The following is a 17,691-nucleotide window of genomic DNA, read 5'->3' on the forward strand; positions in this document are numbered from 1 at the left end:
TCACTTAATTTCAAAGCACTACAATGCTTCTAGCATAACAGACGTCATAGCAGTAATACTTCCTGCACCAACTGTAAGCAGCACATCACCAGATTTTGCACGCAAAGCCAGTTTCAACGCAGCTGCGCGCATATCGTCAACCGCTTCAATTTTTACATCAAGATTCTGTGATTTTGCAGCTTTAACAATAGTTTCAGCATTAATATTTGGAAAATCTTCCTGCTTTTCGCGAGCTGGGAAAATTCCTGTAACAATTACATCGTCTGCAAGAGCCAAAGATTTTGCAAACTCACTAGCAAAAGCCTGCGTTCTGGAGAACAAATGAGGCTGAAACAGCACGCGAAGAGTAGAAGAAGTGTACTTTCTTCGAGCAGCGCGCAATAATGCAGCTATTTCAGTTGGATGGTGAGCATAATCGTCCACAACTGTCACACCATCAACACATCCACGAATATCAAAACGACGAGACGCACCTCGGAAGCTTTCTGCACCACGAGCCGCATCTTCTGAATTCATACCGAGCAATACTGCAGCAACAATAGCTGCAGAAGCATTAAGAGCATTATGCAAACCTGGTATTAACAAGCTAACTTGCACCTTGTTCGAACATTTAGCATGTTCATCCAAAATTTTTTCTGGCAATACAAGCGTAAACATTTCTCGACCACTTACAGCTTGCTCATTTTCATGCTCAATACTTGCGAACATGGCTAATTTTTGTACGCGCGAGCTAACTTTTAGGCTCCAAGTATCCAAATTACCGTAAGCAATTGTTTTGTTTAAAATATTATCCGGCATAGCTTCAAGTACTTTTCTAGCACCTTCGTCTTCTGCACAAATTATTACGTTATTAACAGCATGACTTACGTGCTCAACAAATGCTTCTCTGTATCGTTCACTAGAGCCGTAATGATCCAAGTGATCTGCTTCAGCATTTGTTACGATTGCAATACTTGGGCTGTATTTTTCAAAACTTCCGTCAGATTCGTCAGCTTCAGCAACCATAACAATTCCATTACCAGCATGACCGCCGTCTAAAACTGTTCCGTCTGCGGCTTGAATAGATCCGCCGATTGCGTAGCTTGGATCAGCCAAATCGCCTACTGCAGCCACAGTTAATATATGAGAAAGAAGTGAGCTAGTAGTTGTTTTACCATGCGCTCCAGCAACAGTCACACCAGTTTTTGCAGATAATAATAACGCAAGAATATCGCTGCGATGAACAAGTTTTATGCCGCGCTCATGTGCTGCCATAATCTCCGGATTGCTCGGTTTAATAGCACTTGAATACACAAGTACATCTGCATGCTCAACATGTGAAGCACTTTGTCCAATTTCTACTTCAATACCTAATTCTTCCAAGCGTTGAGTGTGATCATTTGCTTCACGATCGCAACCGCTTACGCTTACTCCCTCTTCATGCAACATTTCTGCCAGAACACTCATTCCAGCTCCACCAATGCCAATAAAATGCACTCGCCCTAGTTTTGAAATAGTTTGCGAATCATCAAATGCTGATTTTACTGGGTTTAAATCAATGTTGTTATGAGATGAAGTTGTATTGCTATTAAGTTTAGTCATTACTTTCTGCCTTCTTTTGCAATTTCAAGAATACGCTTCGCCATAACGTCTGCAGCATCACGAATACCATAATTCCAAGATTTAGTGCGCATAGCTTGTAATTGCTTTTTGTTTTGCAATAAAGCTAACCCTTCATCTATAAACCACTTCGCATTGAAATCAGCATCATTTACCATTAATGCTCCCCCTGCATTTACTACAGGCTCAGCATTGAAACGCTGCTCGCCGTTGCCAATAGGCAATGGCACGTATACAGCAGGTAAGCCAAGTGCAGAAATTTCTGCAACCGTTCCAGCTCCTGCACGACATATAACTAAATCTGCACAAGCAAAAGCCCAATCAATACGCTCTAAATATTCTGCAATATGATAATCGCCACAACCAGCATGCTCTGGTTTAATATCGTTTATTTGCGATTCACCTACTTGCTTTGCAACTATATCTCGCACTTCTTCCGCTTTTGCGCGACCAGTTAAGTGAATTACTTGCGCATGTTTTAAAATATCTCCTGCTGCTGCAGCAACAGCTTGATTTATGCTTTTTGCACCCAAAGATCCGCCGGTAACAAGAATAATTGGACGTTTAGGGTCAACGCCAAGTTTTTGCGCACCTTCAACGCGAGTGGAATCATAATCTTTTTCTAATCTTTCACACAATTGAGAAATAGCAGGTCTAAGAGGTAAACCAACTCTTTCAACTTTGACACCTTTTCGTGTGCGCAAATCAGTATTCCCATAAACTGTTCCAACAGCATCAGCCCAACTTGCACCCAAGCGATTTGCCATTCCAGATTTAGCATTCTGCTCGTGAATCACAATAGGAATATGCTGCGCATGAGCTTGAGAATATACTGGAGCAGAAGCATAGCCACCGAAGCCCACTACTATATCTGCTTTTCTAGCGGCTAGTATATTTCGCACTTTGCGTTTTTCGCGCATCCATCGAATTGGAAATTTAATTGCATCCAAATTTGGCTTACGTGGGAACGGCACTTTTTCTATAGTGTCAAGTTCGTATCCTGCATTCGGCACAAGACTTTTTTCCAAACCAACTTCTGTGCCAATTACACTAATTAACGCTTCAGGATTGAGCTTTTTAATCGCGTTTGCAACAGAAAGCAAAGGATTGACATGACCTGCAGTACCCCCGCCTGCAAGAACAATATGCACTTCCTGCTCAATAGCATTATCAAACTTCATTTCACTACCCTTGTTATAACTTTCATATTATAAAAAAGTTGTAAATACTTACTACTTCGATATAGTAAGTTGCGGATTGGAACGCATAAGACCATCAGCTACGCCAATTGCAACCAAACACATAACAAGCGAAGATCCACCTGCGGACACAAACGGCATAGGCACTCCCATAACCGGAAGTATTTGCACAACAACAAGAATATTAACTAATCCTTGGCCTACAATCCACGTTGCAATACACATTAATACGATTGAAATAAATTGCGATTTCGCTTTTAATGCTGAAGATAGTATGCACCAACCAATAATTACGTATAGCAAAATTACTGCTGCTGCAACCAAAAAGCCCATCTCTTCGCCAATAATAGCGAAAATAAAATCATTGTGAGCGTAAGGCAAATAATTCCATTTTTCACGAGAGTTTCCGATGCCAACGCCTAATAGTCCACCAGAAGCCATTGCATATTGAGCGTGAATTGCTTGGAAGCAAACGCCTTTAGCTGCTTTTGCATCGCATCCATGCAAAGTAGCAAGAATACGTCGCATACGATTTTGGCTGGTCAAAACAAGCATAGCGACCATAGCAATAGCAATAAAAATACTTCCTATCAGCCAGCGCGTAGGGAATCCACCAAGATAAAAAGCTATAAGTGCAATAAGAATAATAATTAAAGCAGTACCAAGATCCTTACCTGCAATAACAAGCAACAACGATACGCCGAGTCCTGCTGCTACAGGAATATATGCGCGCATTTGCACACGCTCATATGCTTGTTTTGCAGCAATCAAAGCTATTGGAAGCCAAATACATAATGCAAGTTTTGTAATTTCTGCAGGCTGCAAAGTAATAGGACCAAAAGCAATCCAACCAGCATTACCATTAACTTCACGTCGTAAACCTGGAACAAATGTTAAGAACTGTGCAATAACAGAAATAATGTAAATGACAGCAACGTATCGTCTATAAACTGTAACTGGAAGTCGAGAAGCAAAAATATAACCAATTAAACCTAAAACACAATACATTGTTTGGTTTACGCCTTGACCCCAAGGTGCAATTCCGTAGGTAATCATAGTTACTGAAGAACTAGAAAACACCATGAATAAGCCAAAAATCGACAGTATAACCACTGATACTCGCATGCCGTATAAGCACCACAGTGGGTTAGTTAAACTGCGCAAGCCAACATACTTCTTTAACTCTGAATCTTGAGTTTTGCGCTCTAACGAGTTTTTTGAGTAGTCTTTCTTCGAGGAAAATATTCCAGATACAGTATGCGCTAATTTTGCGTATTTAATTGACTTTGCCGGCTTTGCTGTATTTGCTGGTTTCGCTATCTTTGTTAGCTTTGCAGGTTTCACAGGATTTATAGTATTTACAGGATTTGCTTGCTCTGCAGGCTTTACAAAATTAGCCCGTTTAGTTTGTTTCGCTTGTTTCGCAACCTTCGACTTCTTTACATCTTTTACAAATTTTACAGATTCATTGAAAGAAGAACCTACAGATCTGCCAACTTTAGTGACAGAATTACTTACGGACTTACTTACAGACTTTCCTACAGACTTCCCTACAGATTTGCCTAATTCCTTACCCGCTTTGCTTGCATACGCTCCTACTTTGCTTATGGACTCGCCTACTTTACTTGCTGAAGTCCTAATAGATTTTTTAAAAGATTCAAATTTTTGTTTTTGGGAAGAATGAGAAGAATCTGAATCTGCTTCAATATGATCTTCCATAATAACTTCTGAGACTTTGCGCGCTAATGAACGCAAAAACTTTTTAGGCTTATTACTGTTGAACACCATGATTATGCACCCATCGTTGAGATTCTTTAGCAAAACGATTGCCGCGATCGGCGTACGAAACAAATTGATCCATAGAGGCACAAGCAGGAGCAAGCAGAACAACATCACCAGGCTTAGCATAACGCCCAGCAGCTTCTACAGTTTGACGCATAACAGCCTCACCGAATGAAGAATCAGGATTTACAAGCGAAGTATTCTCAATATTCTCACAAACTAAGTCATCAACGCAATCATATGATTTAGCGCAAGAACCATCCTGTGAAACAATAGTTACTGGAATGTGAGGAGCTGAACTGTGAAGAGCTTCAACAATTGGACGTTGATCTATTCCAATAACAACAACTGCTTTAATCACATGAAGTTGGTTTGCAATTAAATCTTCAAAATGACCACCTTTAGCTAAACCGCCAGCAATCCAAACAACCGAATTATTAGCAAAACTAGCTAAAGATGCACAAGCAGCATGAGCATTAGTTGCTTTAGAATCATCTACAAATCTAATACAATGCGAAGGATTTTCATCTTCAGACATCAAAGTCGCAACTGTTTGAATGCGATGACCTCCAGGAGCAAATTCGCGTAAAGCACGAACTGAAGAATCTACGTCACCAGTTAAACCTAAAGATAAAGCTAACGCAGTAAGAGCATCAGCTAATAAATGCGGATACACACTGCCATCAGGCTCGCACAGATGTTTTAGCTCACGCAATTCGACAATAGGTTTTAGAGTGCCTTTAGTTCCTCCAGCAACACCGCTGTTATCGACAATCCAACCGTCTTTTACGCCAATTTCACCATCTTTAGGCTCTCCTAACGTAAAACCAATCTTTTTACAACCATCAGCAACTTGTGCACAATCTGCCAATTTGCTTACACGCTCATCTTGAGCATTGTAAACCAAAGCTTTTTGCACATTATTAAATACTTTTGACTTGTCACGAGCGTACGCTTCCATGCCACCATGCCAATCTAAATGATCAGCAGCAATATTAGTAATAGCAGCACAATCAAGAGCTAAAGAATCAGTGAAATGCAATTGGAAAGAGCTTAATTCAACGCATAAAGCATCATGCTCACATTCCAAAGCAGCATGTGACACAGACTTTCCAATATTTCCCACGGCTGGAGCATTTAATCCGCAAGCGGTTAGCATTGCAGAAGTCATTTCTGTAGTAGAAGTCTTACCATTTGTGCCAGTAATGCCAATCCAATAAGCAGGTTTATTCGTGCGATTAGAAGGTACGCGCAAGCGCCACGCTAATTCAACTTCGCTCATTACTGGAATATTGCGCGATGCAGCTTCTTGCAAAAATGGCGTGCGAGGGTTAAATACTGGAGATGTAACAACAGCATCGATTTTAGACCAGTCTATTGCTGAAAAATCATGTATATCGGCATCAGGCTTATTTTCGTCTGCAGTCACAGTCTCAGATCCAACAGCGCGCAAAACCTCAGCTGCGCCACGACCCGAAACTCCAAGACCTGCAACTAATACACGCTTAAAAGCAAATGCTTTATCGCTTGTGCACGACTTACAAGTAGATTCAGACGAAACAGATACTTCATTGCCATCGACAATATTCATATTGAAGCCTTCCAATTTTTGAAATTAAATAAGCAAGCCAGAATGCCCTGCCCAATCGGCGTAGAACATCATAAGTGCAGAAAGCACAAACATAAGCTCAATCATCCAGAATCGCACAACAACTTTAGTTTCCGTCCAGCCGAGCAATTCAAAATGATGATGAATAGGAGCCATTTTGAACACGCGCTTATGCGTAGCTTTAAAGAATCCAACTTGAATAACGTCACTTGCAGCTTCCATTACAAATAATCCACCCAAAATCACAGCCAAAAACTCTGTGTGAGTTGCAATAGAAAGAGCTGCAAATAATCCGCCTAAAGCCAACGAACCAGTATCTCCCATAAATACTTGAGCAGGATTCGAATTAAACCACAAGAATCCAAAGCAAGCAACAGCAGCGCAAACAGCAATAATAGTTAAATCGAGAGGGTCAGAAACAGCGTAAGAGAATCCAAAATGACCGCCTCCACGCACATGGTAGCTTTCCCAAAAAGCAATCAAAGCGTAACCAGCAAAAGCAATCATAGAAGATCCAGAAGCTAAACCATCAAGTCCGTCAGTCAAGTTTACAGCGTTAGACCAAGCAGCAATAAGGAAATTAACCCAAACAATAAATACTACGATTCCTACACCTTTACCGAGTATAGAAAAATCAAAAAATGGTTTTTCAATAAAACTCATTCCAGGTTGAGCGCTAGCAATACCAGATTGAGTTGGCAATAGCAATGACAAAAGCGCGTAAATACTTGCAAAAATAATTTGACCAGTAAACTTCGCATGTACAGAAAGACCAAGATTCTGCTTTTTACGAACCTTAGCAAAATCATCAATAAAGCCAAGCAAACCCATTGAAAGCATTGCAAACAGCACCAAAACAGCAGACCATGAAGGCGAGCGACCAACAGAAACATATCTATAAAGAGCAGAAGCAGCCCAACCTGCTACTACAGCAAAATTAATAACAACACCGCCCATAGTTGGCGTGCCACGCTTTACTAAATGAGATTGTGGTCCATCTTGGCGAATGTACTGACCGTAGTGCAAACGATGCACTAAACGAATAAGCAAAGGTGTGCCAACAATCGTAACTACGAGCGACACCACAATTCCTACAATAAGCGCAATCACCGCTTAACCTCCGTTTACTGTTCTGTTTGCTATAATACTTAATTTATTAATTTCACACTTATATTGAGCATCGAGCAGTTAAATATTTGCCCAATGTTCAGCAAGCACGCTCAAGCCTGAAGCATGAGAGCCTTTCAATAACACAACACTACTCGGATGCTCGGCCACAAGTTTCCAAACAATATCATCAGCCTCATCCGCACTGTGTACAAAATAGACTGCCTCATGAGAAGAAGGTAGTTTATTATTCCAAGAAGAACGCGCACCTTGAGCAATACAGTGAGCTAATTTATCTAAGTCAGAGTCCGTTTTCGAACCAACAGCAACAACCGCATCGACACTCGAATTTGCCACATATTCTCCAATATTTGTGTGCAATTCATCTTCGTTGCTGCCAAGCTCCAACATAGAACCAAGAACCGCTATACGGAAAGGTTTCGAAGATGCACTACAAGAATCATTTTCATAAGCGCACAAACCATCGATTCCTGCTTTCATAGAATCAGGATTTGCATTAAAGGAATCATCAATAAGTGTAAATTTCTCGTCATTCTTAGAAACTGTACTCAATTGCATGCGATGCGGGCTAATATGCGAAACTTTAGACAGCACAGAAGCAATATCATCTAAAGTCATTCCCAAATATCTGGCAACATTTGCTGCTGCAAGCGCATTCATAACATTATGCTCGCCTTGTATAGCAAGATGCACTTCAATATGATTCACTAAATCAGAAGAATTAATGCGTTCAGTGATAGTAAAAACTGCTTTACCAAAAGAATCTAACTTTATATTGCTAGCTGAAAGTTGGTAGTCATCTTTACTAGCTGATTCCAGCAATCCGTTTTTAGCATTTCTACCAAACCAGCGCACATGCTTATTCTCTACAAGACAAGACATTGCAGAAACTCGCTTATCGTCGGAATTTAATACTGCTATGCCATGTGGCAAAAGCCCACGCACAATCTCACTTTTTGCTTGCGCAATTCGCTCAACTGAGCCAAATTCACCTAAATGAGCAACACCAACTTTAAGCACTATTGCGAGATCCGGAGGAGCAATATGAGTTAAATTGGCAATTTCGCCAACATGGTTAGCACCCATTTCTGCTATTAGAAACCGAGTATTACTGCCAACTTGCAAAGCAGTAAGAGGCAAACCAATATTATTATTAAAAGATCCAACAGGAGCAACTGTTTCGCCTAGCGTGCTCAACAAAGCCTTCAACATATCTTTCGTTGTTGTTTTGCCAACGGAACCAGTGATACCAATAATAGTGAAAGGTTTGTTAAGATTGCGGCGAAGTTCCAAATTATGTTTAGCTAGCAAACCCAGCGCTTCTACAGAATTATTAACAACTATTTGATTGAGATTAGTGCCTTCGACAACATGTTCAACAATAGCTACAACAGCTCCAGATTTTTCAGCATTCTTTACATAATCATGACCGTCAACATGTTCACCAACTATAGCTACGAACACAGAACCTTTACGGATTTGACGAGAATCACTAAAAACGGAATTTGCAACTAAATCTGTGTCACAACTATTAAACTCGTGCATTTCCCCATGAACAGCGTTAGCAATTTCGCTTATATTCATAGGCATCATATCAGCATAATCTAAACTCTTAGCATTGCTAGCACACGAAGTTTCAACACAACTCATAACATCCTCCAAATTAGCCACATAATTAAAAGCTCTTAAACAAAACTCACGCAATTAATTTATTTGAAAACTCGAATGAAATCAGCGCTTCAGCACAATTCAGTGCAATTCATGCGAAACTCGCAGCGCACTTTTAATAGTCCCACGACGAACACCAGCAGCTAACACCATTGCAATAGATAATGAAAGATGCCGCTGTACATCATTGCCACCAATTTGATCCGCTAATTCAGCTAATTCGTCAGACTCAGCCGATCTAGTAACACAATAAGCGTGCTCTCTTCCAGAAAAACCATAACGTTGACGCAACGCATAAAAACTCATGCCGGTTGCATATGCCGGGTAAAGTGGTGAAGAAGATGTCTTTGCGCTAATTTTCACATTTGAGGCTGCATCTTTAAATTCAGAATTAGGTTCAGATTCAGAATTAGTATCAGAGCTATCTTTAGACTCAGTATCAGATTGAGAATCAGATCCTGCGCCAGAATTGCTTTCATTCTGAATTTGCTCAACGCCAAGAACGTCAATACTAACGGATTGCAACGCATTCTTAGCTAAAGTTGCAGAATTAAGTGCAATAACAACAGCTGCGGCACCATCTTCTGCACACACGGATAAAGCATGCTGTATATCGGCAATATTTAAAGGATATTGCAAAGACAATTCACGCTGTAATGAAGTAGATCCAGCATCACTAATAACACCAACAGGATTGCCTAACATATGCAAAAAATCAGCTAATCGCAAAACGTTAGCATGGATCTCATCATCATCGTCACCAGCAATCGCAAATATTGCGACGCATGAAGAAGGATCTGCATTAATATCGCAAGCAAGCTTGCCCAAAGCAACTGGATTAGCAGAAGAAACAAGCAAAGGTAGACCTAAATCTGCAGCCTCACCACGAAATTCTGGTGAAACTAATGCAGCATATGCCCCAGCATCACGTGCAGCCTCAAGCTGACGACGATCAATATGACCAATTGGCACAAATAATCCACCAGGACGTACATGACGCACATCATGAGCAATAGAAGTAATAGTTACCTCTGAAGCAAACGCAGGAACAACTTCAAAACCATAATTTTTTGCAGCAAAACCTAGCGTCACCCTAATTCTAGAGTATTCATCAACCGCACTCATTGCACACCCTACTTTATAGACAACAACATTGTAATGCGTACACTACCAATTCACAGGAACAGGATTTGTGCGTGGAGAAGAAGCTGGAATATCATACTTTTGCATTAAGAATTCTCCAATAGTTTTGAACAGTGGACCTGCAGTCATACCACCATAAATACCTTGTGGATCACGCAAAACAACTGTTATGACGAAGCGAGGATTATCTGCTGGTATAGCACCCGACCAGTCGCTGATTGTAGAACTAAGTTTACCATCAGCGCCAGCAACTTCAGCTGTACCACTCTTTGCAGCAACACGATAACCATCGACACCAGCAAATCTGTGATAATGCTCACCAGAATTTTCCAAAGCATTCATCATTTGTGCAGCAACATTTTCATCCAAAACGCGCGTTCCTGCAGGGCGAGAAGACTTTGTAACCCTACCATTAGGATCTATAACGGATTTAACTATTGACTGACGCAACCTAACGCCTTTATTTGCAATAGTTGCAATCGCATTAGTAAGCTGCAAAGCATTCACAGCATAACCCTGACCAAACAGAACGGTATCTTTCTTACGACCATCCCAAGCTTGAACGCTAGGAAGCAAGCCGCGAGATTCTCCTTGTAAATTCAATCCCGAGTACTGACCAAGACCAAATTTATAAAGATACTCATAGCGTTTATCTATCGGATATTTTTCACCAGCCATAACCATACCGACGTTAGAAGATTCTGAAAGAATACCAGCTAATGTCCAACGCTCAACACCGTGGCTAACAGCATCATGGAATGCTTGACCGTTCTTATTGAGAGTATTAGGAACAGCAAATTTATCAGTAAGCTTATGCGCACCAGTTTGTAACATTCCAGACATTGAGAAAGCTTTACCTATGGAACCAGGTTCAAAGGTTTGACTTACAGCTCTAGAAACATTCACCTTAGCTTGAGTTGTTCCAGCTTTAATCTCATCAGTATCTTCCAAAGCAAGTATTTCGCCAGTACGAACATCTTGCACTACTGCAATACCCCAAGTTGCATGATATTTTTTCTTGCCATCAAGCAAAACTTTTTTAACATACCAATCGACATCGCTATCGATTGTGAGCTTAACATCGCTTCCGTTGATTGCAGGCTTAGATTCAGTTACAGTACCAGGAATTTTCTCATTTCCTGCATTATTACCTTGATAACGCTGATATCCGTCTACGCCGTTCAAAGTTGCATCTTTAGTAAATTCAAGACCTGTAACACCAACCTCGCCTTTACGATCTTTAATATCTTTACGATTAACTTCATCGGCATTAGCAACAGCACCAATCACAGATCCAAGAATAGGACCGCTTGAATATACTCGTTCACTACTGTTCTCTGCATAAATACACCCAGAAAGATTCAAATCGTCAATGGCACGTTTCATTGCAGGAGTCACGTTACGTTTCAATAAAACGTAACGACCAACGCCAGCCAGCTTTCCACCAAGTTCTACAGAACTCATGTGCAAAATCGGAGCAAGCAAACGGGCGACCGCCACAGCGCCCGTGCCTTCTACAGGCTTGCCATTAAGCATATGACAGTTATGCTCGGTTTGTTTTGTGCAAGGAGTCGGCACAAAAGCCTGAGCATTAAGTGGATCTCCAATAATATTAAATCGCTCAACACTTTGAGCCAACACAGCACCATTAGCATCAAGTATGCGACCACGACGTGCAAGAATTGGTCGCACACGACTACGCTCAGCCTGAGCTGCTTGCGCTGTTGAACGAGCATTAATAATCTGTATAAAACTTAGCTTTACTATTGCACTAACACCAATTAACGCAAAAACAATTGCAATTACGGTGCACTTACGCGCAAATATCTGCTGAGAAGCGAAACGTTGTTTGATTAAGTGGCGCATCAATGTTTCTCCTGTTTTGCTTTCTGTTGATATTGACGATTTTGTTGTTCTTGTTTTTGAGTTTTATTTGAGTTATTAGTTTGTTTTTCGTGCTTAGTTTTCTCAGAATGACCATGTTTTCGTTTTGCTGCATAATCACTCAAGTCAATAGAAATAGAACCTTGTTGCGGAACCATTCCCATTCGTTGCGCTCTTGCAGGAAGTTCAGATTCCAAAGTATCTAATTTCGCTTGACGAGCTTCCACATCCTGATGCAAACGAGAAATACGCATCTGTACTGCAGTTTGGTCGAAGGAAATCTCTGCCATTTGCGTACGCAAAAGAAGCGAAGTCAACAACGTAACAACCATAAAAATCACAATAATCATGCAATTTACAAGAGGTACTTTGCGCGTATTGCTCCATGTCATAACCTTGCGGAATCGTTCAAGCACAGCAGAAGATTTACGTTGAGATGGGTTAAACGCCGAAGGAGCAGAATTATGTACGTATTCTTTACGAGTCGAATTATCTTTAGTACGACCAGCTGGAGCTGAAGCAGAAGACGCAGAAGAGCGCAAAACACGATTTTGCATGTTCAATACCATGTCAGCGACCTCCTTTTATAGCTTTACGACCAGCCGCCTCATCTTCAAGCCTTGGAATCCAACGCTCAGGAATAGGTCGGCATAATTCGACAGCGCGCAAACGAACTGAAGAAGATCTAGTGTTATGAACAATTTCTTCTTTAGAAGCCTTCATAGCTCCGCGAGTAAGAGCTTTAAAGAACGGCTGAGCATCGTCAGGGATAACAGGCATGTTTGCAGGAACATCAACGGTTAATCCTTGATTCATAAAACGTTTTACAGCTGTATCTTCCAATGAATGATAAGATTCAACAACTAAGCGACCATGCTCACGAAGATGCAAAGCAATTTTAGGAAGAGTACGGCTCAATTTATCTAATTCACCGTTCACTTCAATACGCAAAGCTTGGAACACTCGTTTTGCTGGATTTCCAGTAGCGCGATGAGCTTTCGGAATTACAGAGTCAACTAAGCTAACCAACTGACCCGAAGTAGCAATAGGCTCCGTAGCGCGAACTTCAACAATACGACGAGCAATAAGAGACGCAAAACGTTCTTCACCATACTCGCGGAAAATTCTAGTTAATCCTCGAGAATCATAAGTAGCTAAAATCGTTGCGGCAGTAGTTGCTTGCGTTGTATCCATACGCATGTCAAGTGCCGTATCGTGAGAATAAGAAAAACCGCGATCAGTTTCGTCAATTTGCAAACTTGAAAGACCCAAATCCATAAAAGCAGCATCAATACCGTCAATGCGGTTTTCTCGTAGTACTTCATCAATCTCATCGAATGCCGCATGTGCAGGAATAAAACGATTCTCAAGGCCTTCACTACGCATTCTTTGCGTTGCTAACGAAAGTGCTTCAGCATCACGATCAATACCAATAAGTGTTGCAAAAGGCGCAGCTTTAAGAAAAGCAGTTGCATGACCAGCAAGACCTAAAGTGCAATCTACTACTATTGCGCCTTTATGTTGCAAAGAAGGAGTAACTAAATCAACACAATCTTGCAATAATACCGGTGCGTGAATAGCTGTAATGTCTTTCATAACATCAGTCATCACATCACCGCCGGAAGTACATCGTCAGCAATATCCGCATAACCTTGCTCACGATCGGCAAGATACTCTTCCCAAGCAGATTTATTCCAAATCTCTGCACGCGTACCAACACCAATAACAACAATTTGATCGCCCAAATTGGCGTAATCTCTTAACATTGGCGGCACAACAATGCGTCCCTGCTTATCTGGCTCTTCATCAACAGCGCCAGAAAGGAACACGCGAAGATAATCGCGAGCTGACTTGTTGCTCATAGATGTGCGCTGAATTTGCGTTGTCATACGCTGGAACTCAACCATAGGCAGCACGTAAACACAATGCTCTTGACCGCGAGCCATAACAAAACCAGTTCCGAGCTGAGAACGGAATTTTGCAGGAAGAGCAACACGACCTTTATCGTCAATTTTTGGAGTATAAGTGCCTAACAAAATAGGTGTTGCTGGATGAGTTGACACAGCTTCTTGATATTGAGAAGCATAAAAAGGTGCAACTGGCATAGCTGCAGCTTGTGCAGACGAATCAGCAGCGCCGGACGGAGTGGAGGTGAAAACCGGTGCTGGCATATATTGCTGCATTGCTGGCATAACAGTTGGAGGCATACCATAATAACCCTGAATTGACTGCTTAGATTGTATAGGTTGAACAGGCTGAACGTATTGTTGCTGAGGCACTTGTGAATCTTGCATTTGCAGTGGCATCTGCGATTGCTGAGAAACATTTGGATCAGCAGCTGATTGAGCCTGATTTGTGGAATGCGCAGAGGAAGAATTGGCGTTATTGCGCGGTTGCTTATTAGCAGCACGACGTGCCATACTCCACCTCCTTAACTCAACATGTACTATGCCATTTACACGTTGCTCACCATTTTACCCCATTCCTCCCCAAAAATCCCCACTTTTTTACAAAATTTTTGATTTTTTTGAAGCAAATCACCAATAGAAAACAAAAGACACGCATGCAGCGCTCAAGCAGGTCGTTACGAACGCAGTCGACCATCTGCACCAGTAACAAAAAACGACCAAAACTTTATAGCGGTGTAAAGAAACGGTCGGCTACGAGCGAAAATCCGACAGAAACTTTACAATCGCGCTGCTAGCGAATCGATACACGCGTTAAATATTTTTGCAGTCAATAGAAAATGTCGAAAACATCTTGCGATTATGTATTTTCGACAGTTTTGGCTTGCGTTTTGTTTATTTCACCAAACGATTTGGTATTTTCGACATTTTAGTAAGCTGCAAAAATCGTAAAAACGCTTGGAACGCAGCGCGACGTCTGCAGCAGTGTCCCAAAACAAGCTACAAACGCCGGAGAAAAAACTCCAGCAAATGTTCATGAAGCTTTGCAGTAATGCTTCTGCGAACGGTAAGTATTTATTGTCTATAGAACACTAGCATTCGTGCTGCTGCACACACCACACCATACGCACCTACCACATCACAAAACAACGGTGAGTGGATTTACGAGTGGGAGATAGGAATTGCTTGTCGAGCAATATAAAAGCGGAACGATAGTAATAATCTTGTTGATAAATACTATTTCTGCAGAAAAAGTAATTAAAAAACTAAACTTAACTATGCAACCGCTAAGTCCAAATAAGGTATAAGAGCGGAGCGCTGCGAGATAAGTAATTCCTATATCACACAGACACTCCAGAAACCCGCCAGCCAAACGCCAGGCAACGCTCGCGCGGGTAACGCACTCGCTGCTGAGCTTGCACGGAAAGTCCACTGGACTTTCCGTTTGAGCAAGCTCACGCTCCGAGTTGCTTTCGCGCGCTAAATCGCAGCGCTCAAGCAGGTCGTCACGCTACAAACGCGGCAAATACTTCTCAAGTTCAAAAGGCGTAACCTGGCGACGGTACTCTTCCCACTCTTGATGCTTATTGCGCAAGAAGTACTCAAAAGCGTGTTCACCTAATACGCTTGCAACGAAGTCCGAGCGCTCCATAATCTTTAGTGCTTCATCCAAGGATTCTGGCAATGGCTGAATACCCATTGCTTGACGCTCAGCATCAGTAAGCTCCCACACATCGTCGCTAGTTGGATCGCACAAAGTCATTTGCTTTTCAATACCATCCAAACCAGCAGCAAGAAGCACAGAGTAAGCAAGATACGGATTCGCTACAGGATCTAGCGCGCGGAATTCCATTCGGCAAGAATTACCTTTACCAGGCTTGTATTGCGGAACACGCAGAAGTGCAGAACGGTTGCTATGACCCCAGCAAACATAGCTAGGAGCTTCCGCACCACCCCACAAACGCTTGTAAGAGTTCACATACTGATCAGTTACAGCGCAAATTTCTGAAGCATGATGCAAAATACCAGCCGCAAATTGACGCGCAATAAGAGACATATTAAATTCTTGACCAGCCTCATAAAAAGCGTTCGTATCACCTTCGAACAAACTCAAATGCGTATGCATACCAGAACCAGGCTGATCAGTTAAAGGTTTTGGCATAAAGCTTGCGTACATTCCGCGCTCAAGAGAAATTTCCTTAACTACAGTGCGGAAAGTCATAATATTATCCGCGGTAGTAAGAGCATCTGCATAACGCAAGTCAATTTCGTTTTGACCAGGACCACCCTCGTGATGCGAGTATTCTACAGAAATACCCATTTGCTCAAGCATACTGACTGCGCTACGACGGAAATCCATAGCCGAACTTCTAGGAACGTGGTCAAAATATCCACCTTCATCAATCGGCACAGGAGCTTTGGACCAATCATCTTGAGCTTCAAACAAGTAAAACTCAATTTCCGGATGCACGTAAAAAGTAAATCCTTTTTCTTTCGCTTTTGCGAGCGCAGTCTTTAAAACGTGACGAGGGTCTCCCAGCGAAGGCTCTCCGTCTGGAGTTAGCACATCGCAGAACATGCGCGCTGTGCCTTCCGGACCTCCATGCCATGGAAGAATTTGGAACGTTGACGGATCCGGCTTCACAATCATATCGTCTTCTAGGACGCGAGTCATGCCTTCTATTGCTGAGCCGTCGAACCCTATTCCCTCTTCAAAAGCTGCTTCTAATTCAGCAGGGGCAATAGCAACGGATTTAAGCGTGCCTAAGACGTCCGTAAACCAGAGTCGAATAAAACGCACGTCTCGCTCTTCAACAGTACGTAGAGCAAACTCTTGTTGTCGATCCATAATAAGCCCCTTGGGTATCATCCGGTTGTATGCATAGTCACGCACATATGCATATTCACATGCAATTGTAGTGTATTATTTCGTATTGCGCTTCATATGTTGAGCTTATATGCAATGAATTTACGTAATTGTAATGAAATTTCTACTTTCTAACGCAACTTCTTCAATTTAATATGACAATTAATTGCTCAAATTATTTTTACTTTCTTTTGCCATATTTTTGAAATAGCTCGTACGCGTTTGCATCGCTTAAATCGTCACTATTGAACATTTCTATATTTTGTTTTGAAAGAGTTTGAACTGTTTCCATGCCAATAGCTAAATCTTCTACTGCACGCGACCATACAGCTAACGCCATAGGCGCAACTATTTCTTGCGGTTCGCAATTATATTCGTAAACTTTTGCAGTTAATTTATCAGCTCTATTTGTAATGAGCATAACATCCATTCCACGGAAGAAATCAACAAATTTTTGCACTGCTTCTTCCGGCTCATTGCCGTCCAAATTTTTTAATATCGCAACAGCACCTTGCTCTTCATCGAAGCATCGCGCTGAAACACTAGCCATTTTGCAAAAAGCAGCCAGCAACTGCGCAGGCTGCACATACGTAATCATTAACGCAACTTTTGCTTTATTTCCAAGCAGACCTTGCAAGTCTTCTTCAAAATTAGCTTCTTCAATATTGCGCATAGCTTGATCAAGAAAATCATTTTCTTGATTATCGTCGCTTTTTTGGTTATTCTCTAAATTTTCGCTATTTAAATTTTCTTGCGACTCTTCTTTAAATTCACGTTCAAATCCCGCGAGCGCATTATCTAATTCCGCATCAGTAAAAGAAGTGCGCACAGAATCGTCATTATTGCGTTCGTCACCATTGTTTAACATATTCGTTATTTCCTCCCCTTTCAATGAACTTCTTAAAA

Annotated in this window: 13 protein-coding genes; all 13 read right to left on the reverse strand. The window is 41.6% G+C overall.

Annotation, left to right across the window (positions count from 1 at the left end; all coding sequences use genetic code 11):
- Window positions 1–18: 18 nt before the first annotated feature.
- The 13 genes from murC to DOD25_RS04160 all read right to left on the reverse strand — a co-directional run bounded on the left by murC (window position 19) and on the right by DOD25_RS04160 (window position 17,653).
- Window positions 19–1,581 (reverse strand): UDP-N-acetylmuramate--L-alanine ligase, encoded by a 1,563-nt coding sequence (murC, locus tag DOD25_RS04100; RefSeq protein WP_112928781.1) that lies wholly within the window; start codon window positions 1,579–1,581, stop codon window positions 19–21.
- Entirely contained in the window at window positions 1,581–2,780 is a 1,200-nt protein-coding gene (locus DOD25_RS04105) for a UDP-N-acetylglucosamine--N-acetylmuramyl-(pentapeptide) pyrophosphoryl-undecaprenol N-acetylglucosamine transferase (RefSeq protein ID WP_112928782.1), read from the reverse strand. The genes murC and DOD25_RS04105 overlap by 1 nt, the downstream gene beginning before the upstream one ends.
- Window positions 2,781–2,831: 51 nt before the next feature.
- Window positions 2,832–4,043 carry a peptidoglycan glycosyltransferase FtsW gene (locus DOD25_RS04110; RefSeq protein WP_407645751.1) on the reverse strand — a complete coding sequence of 404 codons (1,212 nt, stop codon included), beginning with the start codon at window positions 4,041–4,043 and terminating at the stop codon, window positions 2,832–2,834.
- 526 nt (window positions 4,044–4,569) lie between these two features.
- Window positions 4,570–6,171, reverse strand: coding sequence for a UDP-N-acetylmuramoyl-L-alanine--D-glutamate ligase (gene murD, locus DOD25_RS04115; RefSeq protein ID WP_004118770.1), 1,602 nt, complete (start codon window positions 6,169–6,171; stop codon window positions 4,570–4,572).
- Window positions 6,172–6,195: 24 nt separating this feature from the next.
- Window positions 6,196–7,299, reverse strand: coding sequence for a phospho-N-acetylmuramoyl-pentapeptide-transferase (mraY, locus tag DOD25_RS04120; protein WP_004107386.1), 1,104 nt, complete (start codon window positions 7,297–7,299; stop codon window positions 6,196–6,198).
- Between the two features lie 78 nt (window positions 7,300–7,377).
- Window positions 7,378–8,967 carry a UDP-N-acetylmuramoyl-tripeptide--D-alanyl-D-alanine ligase gene (locus DOD25_RS04125; protein WP_101886109.1) on the reverse strand — a complete coding sequence of 530 codons (1,590 nt, stop codon included), beginning with the start codon at window positions 8,965–8,967 and terminating at the stop codon, window positions 7,378–7,380.
- Window positions 8,968–9,066: 99 nt separating this feature from the next.
- Window positions 9,067–10,110 carry a UDP-N-acetylmuramyl peptide synthase gene (locus DOD25_RS04130; RefSeq protein ID WP_112928784.1) on the reverse strand — a complete coding sequence of 348 codons (1,044 nt, stop codon included), beginning with the start codon at window positions 10,108–10,110 and terminating at the stop codon, window positions 9,067–9,069.
- 42 nt (window positions 10,111–10,152) lie between these two features.
- Complete coding sequence (locus DOD25_RS04135) at window positions 10,153–11,994, reverse strand: peptidoglycan D,D-transpeptidase FtsI family protein (protein WP_004107378.1); 1,842 nt, start codon at window positions 11,992–11,994, stop codon at window positions 10,153–10,155.
- Window positions 11,994–12,581 carry a hypothetical protein gene (locus tag DOD25_RS04140; RefSeq protein WP_004107375.1) on the reverse strand — a complete coding sequence of 196 codons (588 nt, stop codon included), beginning with the start codon at window positions 12,579–12,581 and terminating at the stop codon, window positions 11,994–11,996. Before DOD25_RS04140 ends, DOD25_RS04135 begins: the two co-directional genes overlap by 1 nt.
- Before the next feature lies 1 nt (window position 12,582).
- A complete protein-coding gene (gene rsmH, locus DOD25_RS04145; protein WP_032835539.1) occupies window positions 12,583–13,608 on the reverse strand; it encodes a 16S rRNA (cytosine(1402)-N(4))-methyltransferase RsmH in 1,026 nt (341 codons plus the stop codon).
- Window positions 13,609–13,619: 11 nt separating this feature from the next.
- The gene (gene mraZ / locus DOD25_RS04150) at window positions 13,620–14,432 is read right to left on the reverse strand and encodes a division/cell wall cluster transcriptional repressor MraZ (protein WP_112928785.1); all 813 of its coding nucleotides are present in this window, start codon (window positions 14,430–14,432) and stop codon (window positions 13,620–13,622) included.
- A 997-nt stretch (window positions 14,433–15,429) separates the two neighbouring features.
- The gene (gene glnA, locus DOD25_RS04155; RefSeq protein ID WP_004107357.1) at window positions 15,430–16,767 is read right to left on the reverse strand and encodes a type I glutamate--ammonia ligase; all 1,338 of its coding nucleotides are present in this window, start codon (window positions 16,765–16,767) and stop codon (window positions 15,430–15,432) included.
- 199 nt (window positions 16,768–16,966) lie between these two features.
- Window positions 16,967–17,653: a hypothetical protein gene (locus DOD25_RS04160; protein ID WP_064340266.1), complete on the reverse strand. Its 687-nt coding sequence runs from the start codon at window positions 17,651–17,653 to the stop codon at window positions 16,967–16,969.
- Window positions 17,654–17,691: the final 38 nt, after the last annotated feature.

Origin of the sequence: Gardnerella leopoldii (assembly GCF_003293675.1) — a bacterium.
Lineage (GTDB): Bacteria > Actinomycetota > Actinomycetes > Actinomycetales > Bifidobacteriaceae > Bifidobacterium > Bifidobacterium leopoldii.

Bases quoted from the DNA above. Each gene is read 5' to 3' on its own strand.
- murC (WP_112928781.1), bottom strand. From the start codon at position 1,581: ATGACTAAACTTAATAGCAATACAACTTCATCTCATAACAACATTGAT.
- DOD25_RS04105 (WP_112928782.1), bottom strand. From the start codon at position 2,780: ATGAAGTTTGATAATGCTATTGAGCAGGAAGTGCATATTGTTCTTGCA.
- murD (WP_004118770.1), bottom strand. From the start codon at position 6,171: ATGAATATTGTCGATGGCAATGAAGTATCTGTTTCGTCTGAATCTACT.
- DOD25_RS04125 (WP_101886109.1), bottom strand. From the start codon at position 8,967: ATGAGTTGTGTTGAAACTTCGTGTGCTAGCAATGCTAAGAGTTTAGAT.
- DOD25_RS04130 (WP_112928784.1), bottom strand. From the start codon at position 10,110: ATGAGTGCGGTTGATGAATACTCTAGAATTAGGGTGACGCTAGGTTTT.
- DOD25_RS04135 (WP_004107378.1), bottom strand. From the start codon at position 11,994: ATGCGCCACTTAATCAAACAACGTTTCGCTTCTCAGCAGATATTTGCG.
- DOD25_RS04140 (WP_004107375.1), bottom strand. From the start codon at position 12,581: ATGGTATTGAACATGCAAAATCGTGTTTTGCGCTCTTCTGCGTCTTCT.
- rsmH (WP_032835539.1), bottom strand. From the start codon at position 13,608: ATGAAAGACATTACAGCTATTCACGCACCGGTATTATTGCAAGATTGT.
- mraZ (WP_112928785.1), bottom strand. From the start codon at position 14,432: ATGGCACGTCGTGCTGCTAATAAGCAACCGCGCAATAACGCCAATTCT.
- glnA (WP_004107357.1), bottom strand. From the start codon at position 16,767: ATGGATCGACAACAAGAGTTTGCTCTACGTACTGTTGAAGAGCGAGAC.
- DOD25_RS04160 (WP_064340266.1), bottom strand. From the start codon at position 17,653: ATGTTAAACAATGGTGACGAACGCAATAATGACGATTCTGTGCGCACT.